This is a genomic window from Natronoglycomyces albus, from assembly GCF_016925535.1.
Lineage (GTDB): Bacteria > Actinomycetota > Actinomycetes > Mycobacteriales > Micromonosporaceae > Natronoglycomyces > Natronoglycomyces albus.
This window is the reverse complement of record NZ_CP070496.1, coordinates 1,513,225-1,529,561: the sequence shown is the minus strand read 5'-3', so window position 1 is coordinate 1,529,561 and position 16,337 is coordinate 1,513,225. Positions and strand designations below refer to the sequence as shown.

Genomic DNA, 16,337 nt, shown 5'->3' with positions numbered 1-16,337 from the left:
TGATCTACTCCTCTTCGCTCAAGATGCGCGGTACACGGAAACGGTCTTCGGCGGCGTCGGGCGCTCCGGCCAAAACTCGATCGCGGTCAAGACTGGGCACGACCACATCGTCCCGGTAGACATTGGTGAGCGGCACCGCGTGGGAGGTGGGGCGAACATTCTCGGTGTTCACCCCACGCAGCGACTGCATCGACTGCAAGATCACGTCCAGTTGACCGGCGAAGGAGTCTAGTTCCTCTTCGGTGACGTCGAGGCGGGCCAGTCGCGCCAGGTGCGCAACCTCCGAGCGGGAAATCGTGCTCATCAATGGTCCTTATGGTTTGGAATCGTTTCGTGCGTATTGCGCACATACATCTCACCGTAAAATCGGTGCTGCGTCCCGTGCGGCTGTGCAATGTCGTCGGCTCGGTCTCACATCTGTCTTCGCTGCTGGGACCCGGCCCTAGGGCTGCGGAAATCAGGTGCTCCCGACTGCGGGCCGCCAAGCGTTGCGCGCGAGGCCGTAAAGCGGCGCGGGTAGCGACTATATGAGTCTATGACTCGCCGTGACCAAGCCTGTAAGGCACCCACGGCCTGCGTATATGACCACCCGGTGCGCAATGTTTCCGAGGTGGTTTCACAACCGTGGCGGTGGTGGTTTATGATGAAACTCACTGGTCCGGAACGGGTTTCCTGGTTTCCTTTCTGTTTCCTTGCTGACGCGGTGGGTGTTCCGCGTGGTGGTGTTCTCGGACCAGTAGCGGGGCCCGGCTTTTAGTCGGGCCCCGTCTTTAGTGTTCACCCAGCAAGGGGAGTCTTTCTGACCCCATCCGCACTGGGGCAAGCGCGGCCAAGCGGCATTGTTTCAGCCCAAAAGCCGCCCCAACCTCTCGCCTTGCCACTGGTTACCGCCACCGCTGGTGCTCCCGGAGCCTAAGGTTTCGGAGTTGGCCAACACTGACTCACCATGCCAAGCTGCCCACAGGCTCGCGTACGTGCCCTGGCGTTCCAGCAGCTCATCATGGCTTCCCAGTTCGGCCACACGCCCGTCTTCCATGACTGCCACCCGCTCCGCGTCGTGCGCGGTCTGCAATCGGTGGGCGATGGCGATGACCGTACGCCCAGCTAGAACCGCCTCCAAGGCCCGCTCAGTATCGCGCGCCGCCTGCGGATCCAACATCGCAGTGGCCTCATCAAGAATCACGATTTCCGGGTCCGCCAGCACAATCCGTGCCAAAGCCAGCTGTTGCGCCTTCGCCGCGTCCAACTCGGCGTTAGTTCCGCCCACCTGGGTGTCGAGCCCACTTTCCAGTTCAGCCACCCAGGTGGCACCGACGGTAGTCAGAGCCGCGAATAGCTCCTCCTCGGTGGCATCCTCCTTGGCGAGCGCGAGGTTATCGCGCACCGGAGCCGCAAATACGTAATGGTCTTGCGTCACGAGACTGACTCGCTTGCGCCGCTCGATCAACGGCAGATCTTCGACCGGCACTCCCCCGATCTCCACACTGCCCGAACGCGGCGAATCCACCCCAGAGATGAGACGGGCCAGAGTCGACTTCCCGGCTCCCGACGGCCCGACCACGGCCAGACGCTGCCCGGCTGGAATCTCCAACGTAACCCCGTGGAGCACATCGTTTCCGTCTCCATAGGCGAAACGCACTTGGCGCAACGTGACAGCTCCGTCGGTCGGCAGCTGCTGGGCGACCTTGGGGTCGGTGTCCTCGACTTCTCCGACCCCTTCGACGCGCGCCAGCGCCGCGATCCCTCGCTGCACCCGTTCAATCCACATGAGAATGTAGTCGATGGGCAGGATGAGTTGACGCGATAGCATGGCTGCGGCCGCGACGACGCCCAGCGACATTGAGCCGTTGAAGTACATGACTCCGCCCATGAGAAAGATCGCCGCCGTGGGCAAGGCATAGGAACTATCCAACGCCGGGAAGAACACCGTACGCAACCGCAGAATATAGCGCGAGGCAGCCCAATGCTGGCTGATGCATTCGTCTGATGCCTCGCGACGCCGCTGGGCAAGGCCATATGCCTCGACAGTGCGCGATCCATCGGCACTGGCCGCCAGGGTCTCCCCGATCTCGGACTCGACTTCGCGTTCGCGCAAGTAGGCGTCGGGGGCACGCCGCAAAAACCAGATCATCATCGGCAGAATCGCTGGCACCAGGAACAACATGGCGATGCTCAGAGTCGGGCTTATCCACACCAGCGCGGCCATGAAGATAAGCATTTGGATCGAGCTCATAATCACATTGGGCAAGCCATCGCGCAGCATCGCACCAGCTTCGGGAACGTCGGCAGAGGAACGGGTCATCAAGTCTCCGGACCCGGCTCGCTCCACAACCGGTAGCGGCAGTCGCAAACAGCGGTCGACGAAGCGCTCGCGCATAGTGGCTCCAAGTCGCTCACCGAGCCGAACCGCCACCCACGTGCTGGCGAAGCTGAAGACCGCTGTGGTGAGGACCGCCAACAACATAAGGGCGGCGATGAGGTCGACGCGACTAGTGGAGGTGCCATTGCCCACTTCGTCGACCATGTAGCCCAGCAACAGCGGCCCTGCGGCACCACCCACTGAGGAGATCATGATGAAGAGCGTTGCCGCCGCAATCGCTTTCCACTCAGGACGCACAAGGCCCGTGAAGGCCTTCCACATTCTGCGGCCCGATGCCACGGGCAATTGATGAGTGCTCACGAATCCTCCCTGGTGACGTGGGCCCGATATTCGGGGCTCGAGCGGAGAAGCTCCTGATGAGTGCCCGAGGAGACAACCTTCCCGTCCGCGACATAGGCGACCGAATCAGCCGCAGACAGCCACAAAGGCGAGGAAGTGATGATTCCGGTCGTCCGTCCGCGACGATGGCGGGTGAGCCGGGCGACAATGCGGGCCTCAGTGTGCGAGTCCACCGCCGAGGTGGGTTCGGACAGCAACAGCACCTCTTTCTCGGCGGCGACGGCGCGTGCAAGGCGCACGCGTTGCCGTTGGCCGCCCGAGAGGGTGCGAGCCTGGTTGGTCAGCATGGTGTCGAGACCTTTGGGCAGCTCAGCGACTATGTCGTCCGCCGACGCGGTGTGCACTGCGGCGGCGACGTCCGCGTCGGGATCGGCCGCGCCAATGAGGGACCGCATGCTGCCCGCAAAGAGGTAGGCATCGTGCTCGGCCACCAGAATGCGATCACGCACTTCCTGTGGGTCCATCGCAGCCACCTCGACGTCGCCGAAGCGGGCCTGAGTCGAGTTGTAGAGCCCCAACCGGTCAAAAATCGCTGTGGCGGCCTCGGCGTCATCGGAGACCACCGCCGTCAGTTTCCCCGCGGGCACGGTCAGACCCGAATCAGGGTCGTAGAGGTCAGCCTCGCCGCTAGGCCCACTTTCGTGGTCGCCGTTCGCGTCGGGGGCGGGGATATTCAAGACCTCGACGATGCGCCCGGTCGCGACTCGCCCCTCGATGAGGCGAATGGCGGTGTCCATCAACCAGAAGGTCGGGAGCATAAGGCCCAGCACGTAGCCGAAGGCGGCCACCATATCGCCGGTGGTGATGGAGTCGTTGAGGACCATACGGCCCGACATCCACAGGGTCAAAACGAGCAAAAGCGAGGGCGCGCCCTCCCCAATGGTCTCTATGAGACCACGTGGTCTAGCCAGTCGATAGCCTGCCGCCTTCAGTTCCTTCGATTGCTGGCGGTATCGCTGGACGAACTGCTGCTCGCCGCCAATGCCGCGTAGGACCCGTAGCCCGCCGACGATATCGGAGGCGTGCGACGTGAGGCTCCCAATTTCGTCGCGGTACGTCGAGTGGCGGTTTTGAAACCGACCCAGCACTGGGCCGGTCACGACTCCGACGGTAATCATGCCGACGATGACTAGCAATGCCAGGTAGGGATTGGTAAGAAACAGCAAAGTGCCAACACCGATGAAGGCCGCGAGGGCGCCGAAAACGGGAAAGATCGCGTCAACGGCGACGCTAACCTTACGCACGTCTGTCGCCCCCACGCTGACAACTTCACCGGTGGAGACTTTGCGATTGAGTCGACTGCCCAGCCGGGTGACATGGGCGGTGACGATCTGCAACGCCCGATAGGCGGCGTCTTGCCGGATATAGACCGTCAGGCGGATTCCCATGACAATGCCAAAGGCGGTGAAGAAGCCAAACACGACCATGCCGAGGCTCCACCACGCCAGCGCGTTTCCGTCGCGCGGTGTTAGTCCGTAGTCGATCGCCCCAGAGATGAAGAAGGGGAAGACCGCCATGGCGCCCAAACCTATGCAGCTGAAGAGCGCGGCCACGACCAAATTGAGCTTGCGCCGGCTCATGAGCCAAAACAGCAACCGCCAAGGGGTCAGTTTCTTTGGGTAGCCAGGATCCGCTAGGGGAAGATGGGGGGCATGGAAGACACTCACCGGATCACGTTAATCACTTCACGAGTGTTGACGCCACCGATTTTTCGGCCACCCTGCTGTGTCTATTGACACCATTGTGACGGGAGTATACAAAGGCAGTGTCACGGATTCTGGGTTCCGGTGGACAACTAGCTGGGAGGCACCACGTCTAGGATGACCGCTTCGGCGGCCTCTCGGCTACGCAGCCATCCGTCGAGCTTCGCGGCGCTCATGGGGCGCGCGTACAGCCAGCCCTGAGCCGCGTGACAGCCCCACTCTTCGAGCTTCGCCCGGGTTGCCTCCTCCTCCACTCCTTCGGCTACAACCAGCAGATCGAGCGCGCGGCCCAAGTCAATGGTTGAGGAGACGATCGCCGCGTCGTCGGGGTCGTCGATCAACCCGGCGACGAACTGACGGTCAATCTTGATCTCGGAGACCGGCAGACGGCGCAGGTGTTGCATCGAGGAGAATCCGGTGCCAAAGTCGTCCAGGCTCAATCCCACTCCCAGCTCGGCTAGCCGCGTCACGTTGTCGACGACCCGTCTGGGGTCTGCCATGAGCGCGCTCTCAGTAATTTCCAGTTGCAGTAGCCGTGCGGGCACGTGATGGAGCCGCATTCGTTCGGTCAGGAAGTCCACGAAGTCCGCCGACTCGAGGTCTCGCACGCTGACGTTGACCGCTACTCGCAGGTTGTGGCCCTCGCTGATCCAGCGTTGCTGTTGGCTTAGCGCGATCTCGACCACGCGTTCGGTCAATAGCCGCATGACCGCCGATTGCTCAGCTAGGGCCAGGATTTCCGTGGGTTGGATGTTGCCCTGAGTGGGATGTGTGTAGCGGAGCAACGCCTCCACGCCGAGAACTTGGCCCGTGTCCAGGCACATTTGCGGCTGGTAGAACAGCTTTACTCCTGGCAATCGCGGATCATCGAGGGCTCGGCGCAGATCGCCCAGGAGCATTAGACGCTCGGGCGAATGATGGTCGAATTCCTCGGCGTACCGGGTGTAGTCCGATCCGCGGCGTTTTGACTCTCCGAGGGCGATGTGGGCGCGTCGAAAGAGGCTTTCGAAGTCCTCGCCGTCTTCGGGAAACGAGGCGCTGCCGATGGCCCCTGTGATGTTGACGGCGACGTCGCCCAGCGAGACCGGCTGGTCCAGGCAGCTGCGAATTTCCATCACGCACGAGGCTGGGTCGTCCATGCCATCGAGTTCGGCCCACACGAAGGCGAACTCGTCGCCTCCCAGGCGAGCCATGAGTTTGCCTGGGGACTTCTTGGAGTTAAACCGCTGGGCCAGTTCTTCGAGAAGTTGATCGCCCACCGCATGGCCCAACGCGCTGTTGACTTCGGCGAAGCGAACCAAGTCCAGGACGAGCAACGAGAGTTTCGTGTCGGTCTCGCGTGCGTTGACGATCTTGTCGCCGACTTCGATTTCGAAGCCTTTGCGATTGAGCATGCCGGTGAGTGGGTCCAGGTTGGCCTGGTGTTCCCGTTCGGCAGCCATGTTCAGTAGCCGATAGAGGCTCAATAGCGGCACGGCTGCGGCGACCACCAGCCATGCGGAGGTCACAGCCGCGGTGGCGATAATCGGGGCCAGGGCGATCAACGCCAGCCCGAGGAATGCTTCTGTCCGCAAGTAGGCCATGACATAGTCGCGCACGCCCATCGCGGCGCGGAATTTCAAAGCTCCGGCGACGCACAAGTGGCTGACGATTGACCACGTGCAGCCAGCCAAGACCAGGGCCAGGACGTCGTACCCGGTGGTTTCCCAGGCATTTCCCTCGGTTAGGGCGGTCCATACCCACCAGGAGACTGACAGTGCCAGTGCCATTTGGGCCACGTTGAATCCGGCGCGCCACAGGGCGGCGCGGACTTTGACGCTGGCCAAGATAGCCACGCCAGCTTGCACGATGAGCGCTGGTAGGAAGCCCCAGGTGACCATGACGGCCAGGAAGCAGGCGGCGGAGAACAGCGGGGAAGTACTCAGCGAGATGCCTCGCCAGCGGATTGAACGCATTTCGACGGCGAGGGCCAATACCGCCACAACCCAGAATGCGGGCGGGACGGCCACCAAATTGTCGTAAAAGGACAGAGGAGCGATAACGATGGTGGTGGCGACCGCGATAATGGCAGCGGAAATTATCGCCGCCAGGAACGCGTAGTAGCGTCCTGGGTGCTCTCGTGGCGCAGTATTGCGTACGAGCGTTGTGGCCATAACCTTCCTCCAACCGCCACGTTCACGGGCCGCTTTAACGATGCATCTTCGTTAGCGCGGCTGGGCCCCGCTGTGGCTGTTCATCTCATACATATCGTGAAACGCCTATAAATACAATGACGAAGACCGATATGTCAGGGTTTTGTCATTTCACAGAAATAATGCTGTAGGCAGGGATGATGACCGATTCGGCCGTTCGGGTGAGGACTTCTCGCTTTTGATGAGAACATCACACGCCGTTACTATTTCATATCGTAAGAATTAGTATTCGCCCTACATTTACCAACGAGTGAACCCTGCATAGAAATGACGGATATTTACCGACTTGTTATTGACTAGTAGCCGCCTCGAGGCCCTCTGTGAGCAAATGTGCGAACCCCTCGGAATTTACGACGGGAATGCCCAATTTCATCGCCTTATCGTATTTCGAACCGGCATTCTCCCCCGCTATGAGGACTGAAGTCTTCTTCGAAACCGACCCGGTGACTTTCCCCCCGCGCGCCTTCACCGCGGCCGCGGCCTCATCACGGGTGTGGCCCTCCAGAGTGCCAGTAATAACCACAGTTGCACCCTCCAACGTGGCCCGAATCGCAGCAGTTTCGGTCACATCCTCACGCATCCGCACGCCAGAGGCTCGCCATCTCTCCACAATGCCCACATGCCAATCCACGGAGAACCAGTCTCGAATCGCACGCGCGATCGTCGGACCGACTCCATCGATTTCCGACAACTCCTCCTGGGAGGCCTCCCGAATACGGTCCAAGTCGCCGAAGGCATCTGCCAGCGCCTGAGCGGCCACCGGGCCAACGTGGCGGATCGACAGAGCGTTGATCACCCTCCACAGCGGCTGCGATTTGGCCTTCTGGAGATTGGCGAGCATCTTGACCGCGTTAGCGCGCAAGACAACGTGCTCGATGCCGTCGGGGGATTTCTCAACCCTCGCAAACGGGGTGACGACCTTGTCGGTGCCATCGTCGTTCTTCTTGGGCAAACCCGTGTCACGATCGAGGACCAAAGCCTTAATGGGCAGCAGTTGCTCGGCGGTCAAATCGAAGACTCCTCCTTCGTCGACCAGCGGCGGCTCCTTTGGCTCAAGGGGCTGGGTAAGAGCCACACATGAGACAAAACCCATGTCATCGATGTCAAAGCACGAACGACCCGATAGGTACGTGAGGCGTTCCCGCAGCTGAGCGGGACATTTTTGGGAATTGGGACACCGAAGATCGACATCCCCCTCACTGGCGGGAGCCAGAGGAGAGTCGCACTCTGGGCAGCGTTGGGGCATGTGGAATTCGCGTTCGGAACCGTCGCGGGCGGGAACAACTGGTGCGACGATCTCAGGAATCACGTCTCCTGCTTTGCGCAGCACCACCGTGTCTCCGATGAGGACCTGCTTGGCCTTGACCTGGTCGGCGTTGTGGAGAGTGGCGAATTCGACTTCAGAACCAGCCACCCGGACTGGTTCCAGGACCGCATAAGGGGTGGCCCGGCCAGTGCGACCGATGCCGACCTTGATGTCGAGCAAACGAGTGTGGACCTCTTCGGGGGCGAACTTGTATGCGGTGGCCCAACGCGGGGCGCGACTGGTGTGCCCGAGTCGGCGTTGCGTGGCGATGTTGTCGATCTTTATAACAGCGCCGTCGATCTCGTAGTCCAAATCGTGTCGGGACGACTCCATGTGACGCACATATTCCAACGCCTCATCAAACGTGGAGGCGACGATGCGATCGGGAATTGTCGGCAGCCCCCACGCTTCCAGAGCCTCATAGGCGTGAGACTGGCTGTCCGGCTCGAAACCACGGCGAGCCCCAATGCCATGCGCCATGAGCCGTAGCGCTCGCCGGCGTGTGACCTCGGACTTCTTTTGCCGCAGGGAGCCTGCGGCAGCGTTGCGAGGGTTGGCGAAGAGAGGTTCACCTTTGGGAAGCTTGGTCTTGCCTTCCGCCTCCGCTTTCTCCTTTGCCTCCAGGTTTGCCTGTTCGCGAGCTTGATTGAGTTTCAGGAACTCCTCTCGCGGGATGTAGACCTCTCCGCGAACCTCCACAAAGGCCGGTACCGGGAACTCATCGGTGCCCTTGAGCCGATGAGGGATACCTTCGATCGTGCGGACGTTTGCCGTGACATCCTCCCCGGTACGCCCATCACCACGAGTCGCGCCCCTGGTCAAGAAGCCATCCTCATATGTGAGGTTGACTGCCAGGCCGTCGAGTTTCACCTCGCACAAGTAGGCTGCGTCGGGAGCGTCGACCGTGACCCGCTCCGACCAGGTTCGCAAGTCTTCTTCGTTGAATACATTGTCAAGGCTGAGCATCGGCTCGGCATGGTCCACAGGGGTAAATAGGGTCGAAAACGTACCGATTTGTTGGGTGGGAGACTCTGCGGTCGCCAACTGGGGAAAGGTTTCCTCCAGAGCGATCAGTTCTTGCAGCAAAGAGTCGAACTCGGCGTCCGAAATCGTGGGCGCGTCCTCATCGTAGTAGCGCTTGCGATGCGCGGTGATTTGGTCGGACAGGTCGGCATGGCGCTCGCGCGCGCCCTCAAGATCAACAATGTTCTCCGTGTTCACAGGCCCTATTGTTCCATCTTGGTACGACACATCGGCGGCAGTCGGCGCACCCGCGCGGGTGGTCTTCACGACCTAACCCGCCCATGGCGCGCCGAGGAGACGCCGCTAACGCTCAGCCGCGTTGGCTCGTCTTGCCAACCGCGTTCGCCGCCCGCCCTTCGCAGCGGAGGGAGTCCTACGATAGGTCAGAAACCCGGATCGCTGGACGTTCCATAGGGCTCCCTTGCAGATCAACTCTTTCTGTCGAGCCGCAAACCGTCCCGTGATCGCCATGCGCTTGGGCACGTCGTCGAAGGTGGAGGTCTGAAAGAGTCCGTCGGAGCGACCCAGGCTGATGCACCGGGCGTAGAGCTTGATCGGTGGCGCCCACTGGCGCTGGCCGGTGAGCTCCTTGACGAGGCTGCTAGCTCCAATCATGGCCATGGGAGTAGCCGTTCCGCATGCCATGCGGGCCTCACTCTGGCGGCCGGGTCCATCTGCGCTGGCGGCGTCCCCGATGGCGAACACGTTGGGATGCGAGACCGAACGCATCTGGCCGTCGACAACGATGCGGCCCACACTCGTCGTTGTCAATGGCGTCGCGGCGGCCAACGGGTGTACCGAAAATCCGGACGTCCATATGGTCGCTGCGGAGGCAAGGTCGTGGCCCGCGTCAGTGAGGACCGATTCCTTCGTCACCTCAGCGACCGCCGTGTGGTCAACCAGGTCGATGTTCAGCCGGTCGAAGACCCGCAGTAGATGATTTCGCCCCTTCGCGGGGTACTCCGGGGCGAATTCGCCCCGGTCGATCAGGCGCGTTCGCAGATCAGGCCGTGATTCGGCCAGTTCGGTGGCCATTTCGATCCCGGTCATTCCCGCGCCGACCACCGTGGCGTGTTCACCGGAGTCCAGCGAATCCAGGAAGCTGCTCAGCTCAACGGCTCCAGCGTGGTGATTGATGGTGAATGTATGGCTTTGGCCAGGCACGACTTCAGGACCATCGGCAGTGCTGCCCAGTGCGTAGATAAGCGTGTCGTAGTCAATGTCCTCGGGCTGGCCGTCCTTCTCTACCGTGACGCGCTGCCGTTCCACGTCGAGTTCGGTGACGAAGCCCGGGCGAAACTCCACTGCGGTCTCGGGGACCATGTCGCGGATGAGTAGTCGGGGAATGTCTTGGCCGACCGCAACTTGGTGCAGCCGGACCCGCTCGACGAACCGTTCGTCGCCATTGACCAAAGTGAGGTGGTAGCCAGCCGGGTCAAGTCGGCCCGCCAGCCGGTTGGCGGCCGTGACTCCCGCGTAGCCAGCCCCCAAAATCACGATGCGGTGTGTCATTGTCTCTACCCTCCACAGTTGCCCCGCCCAGCTGGTGAGGCTGGGTCGGGTGGTTTCCTCCTGAACCGGGCAGACTCGAAATTCCTGACAAAAACTCGCTAGAAGTGAGGCAGATCACTTCCAATAGGCATGTGTGGACGCCCCTCACCAGTGAGAGGGCAGCTGGTGGATATCGGCGTGTGTCGTCCACTGCTGGTAAACATGGGTGAGCTTGTTGGGGTTGGCGACCGTTCGCACAGCCGAGATCTTGCCGTCGACAACATCCAAGATCATCAACGCGACCGCGCTGGAATCCTTGACTCCTAGCAATGCGGGCGCCCCACCCACGACCACCGAATACAGTCGCAGGCCCTCGGTGTACTGACGCAAATTCGGAACGGCCTGGAAGAACTTCGAGACCAGCGAGGCGACCTTCTCGCGCCCCACAAACGGGCGACGGGCAGCCGGTACAACCCCGCCGCCATCGCCGATGGCGATCACATCGGAGGTCAACAGCTGTGCCAACTGCTGGGGATCGCCACTCAACGCGGCCTCCACGAACACCTTGGCTATGCGGTGAGCCTCTTGAGGCGCGACCTCAAAGCGCCGCACATCGCCCAGCCGCTCCTGTGCGCGATGAAACGTTTGTTGACTGGCCGATTCGCTCACGTTGAGGAACTGGGCAATCTCAGCGTGCCGATAGCCAAAGGCCTCCCGCAATACAAAAACCACCCGCTCCATGGGAGACAGTCGTTCCAGCATGACCAGAAGCGCGAAGGATACCGATTCGTGCCGCTCCGCGAGTGATTCAGGGTTGTCCGAATCGGGATTCGCGCCCGGGTGGGCATCGAGTATTGGCTCGGGCAGCCAGGTCCCGATATATTGCTCCCGCTTCACAACGCTGGAGGAGAGGCGGTTAAGGGCCAGATTGCTCACCACTTTGGTCAACCAGGCCGCTGGCGTGCGAATAGCGGCACGGTCGGCAGACTGCCAGCGCAAGAACGATTCCTGGACGACGTCCTCGGCGTCGGCGACGGATCCAAGCATTCGATAGGCGATGGCGAACAGACGCCCACGCGCCGATTCGAATTCGTTGAGGTCCGCGTCGCTGACAGTCATGCCGACACGATAGCAACGGGCAGCCAACTTCTACAGCGCCAATGCCGCAGACTTGGGCGCGGATCAGGTCAGCTGCATTGCGCTGTGGCGCTGCATCGCTGCTGGTCTCAGCAGTTGGCGGCGATTTCGGTCAGAGCCTGGTGTTCCCCCGGATTGGCCGTCAGATCCCACTTGAGCTTCACGTCAACCCACACCGCAACGTATTCGCAGTGGATCTCTTCAGCCGGCGGCATCCAGTCAGCTGGGTCCGAATCGCCTTTGGAACGGTTCGAGGAAGCGCTGACAGCAGTGAGATTGTCCTGGTCGTTGGCGAATTCCTCTCGCTTCTCGGTGCTCCATTCGTGAGCCCCGGAGCGCCACGCCTCCGCCAAGGGAACAATGTGGTCAACGTCGAAATCCGGCGAGTTGGTGGCCGTGTCTCCATCGAACCAAGATGTCCATTCGCCAGCCATGGCTGAACCGCAGTCCTCCTCGGTGAGGTTGCCAGAGAGGTCTTCGTTCAACAGCGTGCGTTCACGGGCGTGACAGCCAGAGCCGTCGAGGTCAGACCAATGCGGGAAGAGCGCGCGGTCGTATCCACCAATGTGGTCTTCGGCGACGGTGAGGTCGTCGATGGCGTCGGAGAGCCCTTCGACATTGACCTCTCGCGGGCCATCGCCGGTGTTGGTCGCGTCATCGAAGATGCCGCTGGTATTGGCGCCGTAGAGGGCGACGATCGCGATGATGGCGGCAAGAATCGCACCGTAGGTCTTGTTCTGTGATTTCTTAGATCGGCGGGACTTGGTCTTCTTACTCATGGAGTGCTCACTTTTTGGGGTGATAGGGCGATAGGTCGCAGGGATTGGCATGTCGATCCCTGGGTGGGGGAACGAACGGCTCGGGCCACAGAACCATATCGGCCTCTAGGCGGGAGGGTTGGCCGTGTGGGCTGAGCCAATGCCGTCAGCCATGTGGCTGTTCTGTAAGGATGCAGGACCTCGTCCGCAGGCATGCCGCAGGGGTATCGCGCCGACTGTGGCGCTGCGGTTGATGGCCAGATTGAAATGGACGATGCGCCCGCAGCCCAGCGGTCTAGTTGTCGCCCAAGTACTTCGCAGCTTCGAGGGCTGCGTACATTGCTTGGCGAGCGTAGTCAAAGTCGGATGCGGATAGCCCACACGTAGGCGTCACACTGACCTGTTGGCGCAGTTGGGCGGGTGAGAACCCGAGCCGATTCCATATATCCGACACCACATCCGCGGCCGCCTTACCTGGCAAAGTGTCAGATGTGGACTCGGATTCAATCTCGTCTACCGGCGAACTGGTGGAAGGTACGACGCCGGCCAGCAAACCCAGGCCCGCCTCGAGATTCTCTCCCAAAACATCCATCTGGGTGACGTTTTCAACGTCGATCAGGGTCACGTCCAACGACACCGCGCTTGCCCCAGCCCGACGCAAAGCCGAGACCGGAACTTCCGGGGCACAACAGTGGACAACGATCGGCACCGGCATCGATGCGATGAAGGAACTCAACCGTTCCTCCACGACCGACAGTTCCTGAGGACGGTACACGTCGAAGCCCGACTCGGTCGCGACATGTCCGGCCACGATCGCTGGCAGCCACGGTTCGTCTAGTTGCAGGCTCACCGTCGCTCGAGGTAGACGCTCTTGCACTTCGCTGACCAGGCGCCGTGCGCCCTCGGCAAGGGATTCGCTCACGTCGCGGACCGCGCCGGAGTCAGCCAACATCGCGCCACCGGTTCGCCGCCACAGCGCCGCGGCCAAAGTCCACGGTCCCGCGCAAGTCAGACGCAGCGGACCGTCGTGGTCTGCGGCAATGTCATGCAACGCGTCGAGGTCACGCCGCCAGAAGTCGCTAATACGCCGCTGGTCGATCCCGGGACGGTCGGCCAGTTGCCACCGTCCTACCCATTGCTGAACCGGAAGGTCTACCAATAGTCCCGCTGTGCGACCAATCATGTCCGCCCCAGGACCCCGTGCGGGGAGCTCGGGCAAGTAAGGCCAGTCAGGGGTCTCCCCGAGCACGGTTCGCACCGCCTCGGCGATGTCGAGGCCCGGCAGTGAGCCAATCCCAGTCGCGACACCGGTGGGCAGCGAAGGCCGTGTCGGGGACGTTACCGTTTCGCGCGGATCAGTTCGCATTGGTTGCGGCCTCAACCAGGGCGGGCGATTCAGTCGCGGTGATGGTGCCCGAGGCTATGACGACATCGTCGGGATCTTGCGGCTGATAAACCACCAGCGCCTGTCCGGCCGCAACCCCATAGGCGGGTTTAGCCAGGCGGGCCGTCAGCCCAGTGTCAGTCGGGGTGACATGGGCCGGATACACCTCACCGTGGGCGCGCAGCTGGACTTCGCAGTCGAATGCGGCGGTGCGGGCCTGCCCGTCGAGCCACACCGGTGTCTTGGTGTGAATCGTGTCCACTTGCAAGGCTTCTTTGGGCCCTACAGTGACCGTGTTGTCAACCGGGGTGATGGAGAGGACATAGCGGGGCTTGCCGTCGGCCGCTGGACGACCAAGGCCAAGACCGTGACGTTGCCCGATGGTGAACTGATGGGAACCACGGTGTTCACCGACAGCCTCGCCGGTGGTCGCGTCAATGAATTCCCCTGGCTTCTCCCCCAGCTTGCGGTTGAGGAAGCCGCGCGTATCACCATCGGCGATGAAACAGATGTCGTGACTGTCGGGCTTGCGGGCCACGGCTAGACCGCGACGTTCGGCCTCCTCACGCACCTCTTCCTTGGGAGTGTCCCCAAGCGGGAACATCGAGTGGGCCAGCTGCTGCCGAGTGAGAACTGCCAGAACGTAGGACTGGTCTTTGCCAGGGTCGACCGCGCGGCGGAGGATGCCGTCGGTCAGCTGCGCGTAGTGGCCGGTGACAACGGCGTCGAAGCCCAACGCCATGGCCCGGTCGAGCACCGCTTCGAACTTGATCTTCTCGTTGCAGCGCAGACACGGGTTGGGGGTGCGACCCTCGGAGTATTCACTCAGGAAGTCTTCGACCACATCGTTGTGGAACCGTTCGGACATGTCCCACACATAAAAAGGGATGCCGATGATGTCGGCGGCGCGGCGCGCGTCGCGGGAATCTTCGAGCGTGCAACAGCCGCGCGCTCCAGAACGATAGGTCTGTGGGTTTTTGGACAGCGCCAGGTGCACGCCAGTCACGTCATGTCCGGCCTCGGCCGCGCGGGCAGCCGCGACGGCCGAATCAACTCCGCCGCTCATGGCGGCCAGCACTCGCATAGTCACCTCTCCAGACTACCCATGGAGCATCGGGTTTTGTTTGCGCAGCGAGACGGTGTGTGCGGCTGCATCGAACCGGGTAGATACCGCCATTAGCCCACTAGTTCAGGACAGGCCGGCGCTGCGGGCTCGTTCTACGGCTGCCGGCAGGGCCTTGACGAGAGCCGAGACGTCTTCGGGGGTCGAGGTATGACCGAGGCTAAAGCGCAGCGAGGATCGTGTTTGGTCCTCACCGACCCCCATGGCCAGTAGTACGTGGGAGGGCTGGGCTACTCCGGCGGTGCAGGCGGAGCCGGTAGCGCACTCGATTCCGGCGGCGTCGAGCAGCATCAAGAGGGCATCGCCTTCACAGCCGGGGAAGGAGAAGTGGGCATTACCCGGCAGACGATTTTCGGGGTCTCCGTTGAGGATCGCGGTCGGCACCGCCTGGCGTACGCGGGCGATCAAGTCGTCGCGTAGTTCTTCTAGCCTGCGTGACTCCGATGCGAGATTCTCCACGGCGGTGGCCACGGCGGTGGCGAAGGACGCGATTCCGGCAGTGTCCAGGGTTCCCGAACGCACCTCGCGCTCCTGGCCTCCGCCGTGGAGGATAGGGGTGCACGATGCGTCTCGCTTGAGCAGCAGCGCCCCGACTCCGACGGGGCCACCGAGTTTGTGAGCCGAGAGGGTCAGCGCGGTCAATCCGGCCTCGGCAAAGTTGACCGGGACGGCCCCGACGGCCTGCACGGCGTCGGAGTGAACGGGGATGTCGTCGGCCAGCTCGACGATCTGGGCAATAGGCTGCACGGTGCCAACTTCGTTATTGGCCCACATGCAGCTGATGAGGGCAACCTCTTCTCGGTGGTGAAGCAACAAATCCGCTAGCTGATCGACATCGATGCGGGCATGTTCGTCCACGTTGAGGCGCGTTACTCTCGCTTCTTCGTGACACTCCAGCCAGGTGATGGGGTCAGCGACGGCATGGTGTTCGATTCCGGAGGTGACCAGGCGATGACGGCCCTGCGCCCGCCGAGACCAAAACAGGCCCTTCGTGGCGAGGTTGTCGGCCTCGGTTCCGGAACCGGTGAAGATGACTTCCGAGGGCTTGGCTCCCAGCGCCGCGGCTATCTGCTCACGCGACTCTTCGACGATGCGACGAGCGGCGCGGCCAGATGTGTGGAGGGAGGAAGCGTTACCGACTGTCTTCGCCACTCGCAGGTAAGTGTCGAGCGCGGCGGGCAGCATCGGCGTAGTCGCCGCGTGATCGAGATATGACATAGCTTGACCAGTTTACGGTTCGACGCGCGAGGCTGTCAGGCAGAGGTGTGCACTTACCTCATCGAAAACACTGGTGGGCAATGACCACTAAAGTTACCATCGGGTAACTATCTGGCCGATCAGAAACATACTAGGATAAGCGAGATACCGCCACATAACGGAAAATAATACTCGGATTCATCTTGAAGGCACATGTAAGAATGAGCTGTCACCGCGGCCGGGGCCACCACACGTCGCCCGGCCGATAAACGAACTCAAGCCATTGGTTTTGCATAAGCCTCCT

The 16,337-nt window shown here is 61.8% G+C and carries 11 protein-coding genes; all 11 read right to left on the bottom strand.

The features are described 5' to 3' along the window. Positions 1-4 precede the first annotated feature (4 nt). The 11 genes from gatC to JQS30_RS06480 all read right to left on the bottom strand — a co-directional run bounded on the left by gatC (position 5) and on the right by JQS30_RS06480 (position 16,054). On the bottom strand, positions 5-304 hold the full coding sequence (gatC, locus tag JQS30_RS06530; protein WP_213172563.1) for an Asp-tRNA(Asn)/Glu-tRNA(Gln) amidotransferase subunit GatC: 300 nt from the start codon (positions 302-304) through the stop codon (positions 5-7). Between the two features lie 540 nt (positions 305-844). Continuing rightward, complete coding sequence (locus JQS30_RS06525) at positions 845-2,680, bottom strand: ABC transporter ATP-binding protein (RefSeq protein WP_246498089.1); 1,836 nt, start codon at positions 2,678-2,680, stop codon at positions 845-847. Further along, positions 2,677-4,386 carry an ABC transporter ATP-binding protein gene (locus tag JQS30_RS06520; protein WP_213172562.1) on the bottom strand — a complete coding sequence of 570 codons (1,710 nt, stop codon included), beginning with the start codon at positions 4,384-4,386 and terminating at the stop codon, positions 2,677-2,679. Before JQS30_RS06520 ends, JQS30_RS06525 begins: the two co-directional genes overlap by 4 nt. 128 nt (positions 4,387-4,514) lie before the next feature. Further along, positions 4,515-6,575, bottom strand: coding sequence for a putative bifunctional diguanylate cyclase/phosphodiesterase (locus JQS30_RS06515; RefSeq protein ID WP_213172561.1), 2,061 nt, complete (start codon positions 6,573-6,575; stop codon positions 4,515-4,517). A gap of 328 nt (positions 6,576-6,903) precedes the next feature. Further along, positions 6,904-9,141 (bottom strand): NAD-dependent DNA ligase LigA, encoded by a 2,238-nt coding sequence (gene ligA / locus JQS30_RS06510; RefSeq protein ID WP_246498088.1) that lies wholly within the window; start codon positions 9,139-9,141, stop codon positions 6,904-6,906. Positions 9,142-9,246: 105 nt separating this feature from the next. Continuing rightward, complete coding sequence (locus JQS30_RS06505; RefSeq protein ID WP_213172560.1) at positions 9,247-10,455, bottom strand: NAD(P)/FAD-dependent oxidoreductase; 1,209 nt, start codon at positions 10,453-10,455, stop codon at positions 9,247-9,249. 144 nt (positions 10,456-10,599) lie between these two features. Beyond that, entirely contained in the window at positions 10,600-11,553 is a 954-nt protein-coding gene (gene sigJ, locus JQS30_RS06500) for an RNA polymerase sigma factor SigJ (RefSeq protein ID WP_213172559.1), read from the bottom strand. 107 nt (positions 11,554-11,660) lie between these two features. Then, on the bottom strand, positions 11,661-12,350 hold the full coding sequence (locus tag JQS30_RS06495) for an HNH endonuclease family protein (protein ID WP_213172558.1): 690 nt from the start codon (positions 12,348-12,350) through the stop codon (positions 11,661-11,663). Between the two features lie 274 nt (positions 12,351-12,624). Beyond that, a complete protein-coding gene (locus JQS30_RS06490) occupies positions 12,625-13,695 on the bottom strand; it encodes a uroporphyrinogen decarboxylase/cobalamine-independent methonine synthase family protein (RefSeq protein WP_213172557.1) in 1,071 nt (356 codons plus the stop codon). After that, positions 13,685-14,797: a tRNA 2-thiouridine(34) synthase MnmA gene (gene mnmA, locus JQS30_RS06485; protein ID WP_246498136.1), complete on the bottom strand. Its 1,113-nt coding sequence runs from the start codon at positions 14,795-14,797 to the stop codon at positions 13,685-13,687. Before mnmA ends, JQS30_RS06490 begins: the two co-directional genes overlap by 11 nt. 105 nt (positions 14,798-14,902) lie before the next feature. Further along, positions 14,903-16,054: a cysteine desulfurase family protein gene (locus JQS30_RS06480; protein ID WP_213172555.1), complete on the bottom strand. Its 1,152-nt coding sequence runs from the start codon at positions 16,052-16,054 to the stop codon at positions 14,903-14,905. Between the last annotated feature and the right edge of the window lie 283 nt (positions 16,055-16,337).

What these genes read in the sequence shown, in the direction of transcription:
- JQS30_RS06480 (WP_213172555.1), bottom strand. Translation starts at nt 16,054, where the DNA reads ATGTCATATCTCGATCACGCGGCGACTACGCCGATGCTGCCCGCCGCG.
- JQS30_RS06505 (WP_213172560.1), bottom strand. Translation starts at nt 10,455, where the DNA reads ATGACACACCGCATCGTGATTTTGGGGGCTGGCTACGCGGGAGTCACG.
- JQS30_RS06490 (WP_213172557.1), bottom strand. Translation starts at nt 13,695, where the DNA reads ATGCGAACTGATCCGCGCGAAACGGTAACGTCCCCGACACGGCCTTCG.
- JQS30_RS06495 (WP_213172558.1), bottom strand. Translation starts at nt 12,350, where the DNA reads ATGAGTAAGAAGACCAAGTCCCGCCGATCTAAGAAATCACAGAACAAG.
- JQS30_RS06515 (WP_213172561.1), bottom strand. Translation starts at nt 6,575, where the DNA reads ATGGCCACAACGCTCGTACGCAATACTGCGCCACGAGAGCACCCAGGA.
- mnmA (WP_246498136.1), bottom strand. Translation starts at nt 14,797, where the DNA reads ATGCGAGTGCTGGCCGCCATGAGCGGCGGAGTTGATTCGGCCGTCGCG.
- gatC (WP_213172563.1), bottom strand. Translation starts at nt 304, where the DNA reads ATGAGCACGATTTCCCGCTCGGAGGTTGCGCACCTGGCGCGACTGGCC.
- sigJ (WP_213172559.1), bottom strand. Translation starts at nt 11,553, where the DNA reads ATGACTGTCAGCGACGCGGACCTCAACGAATTCGAATCGGCGCGTGGG.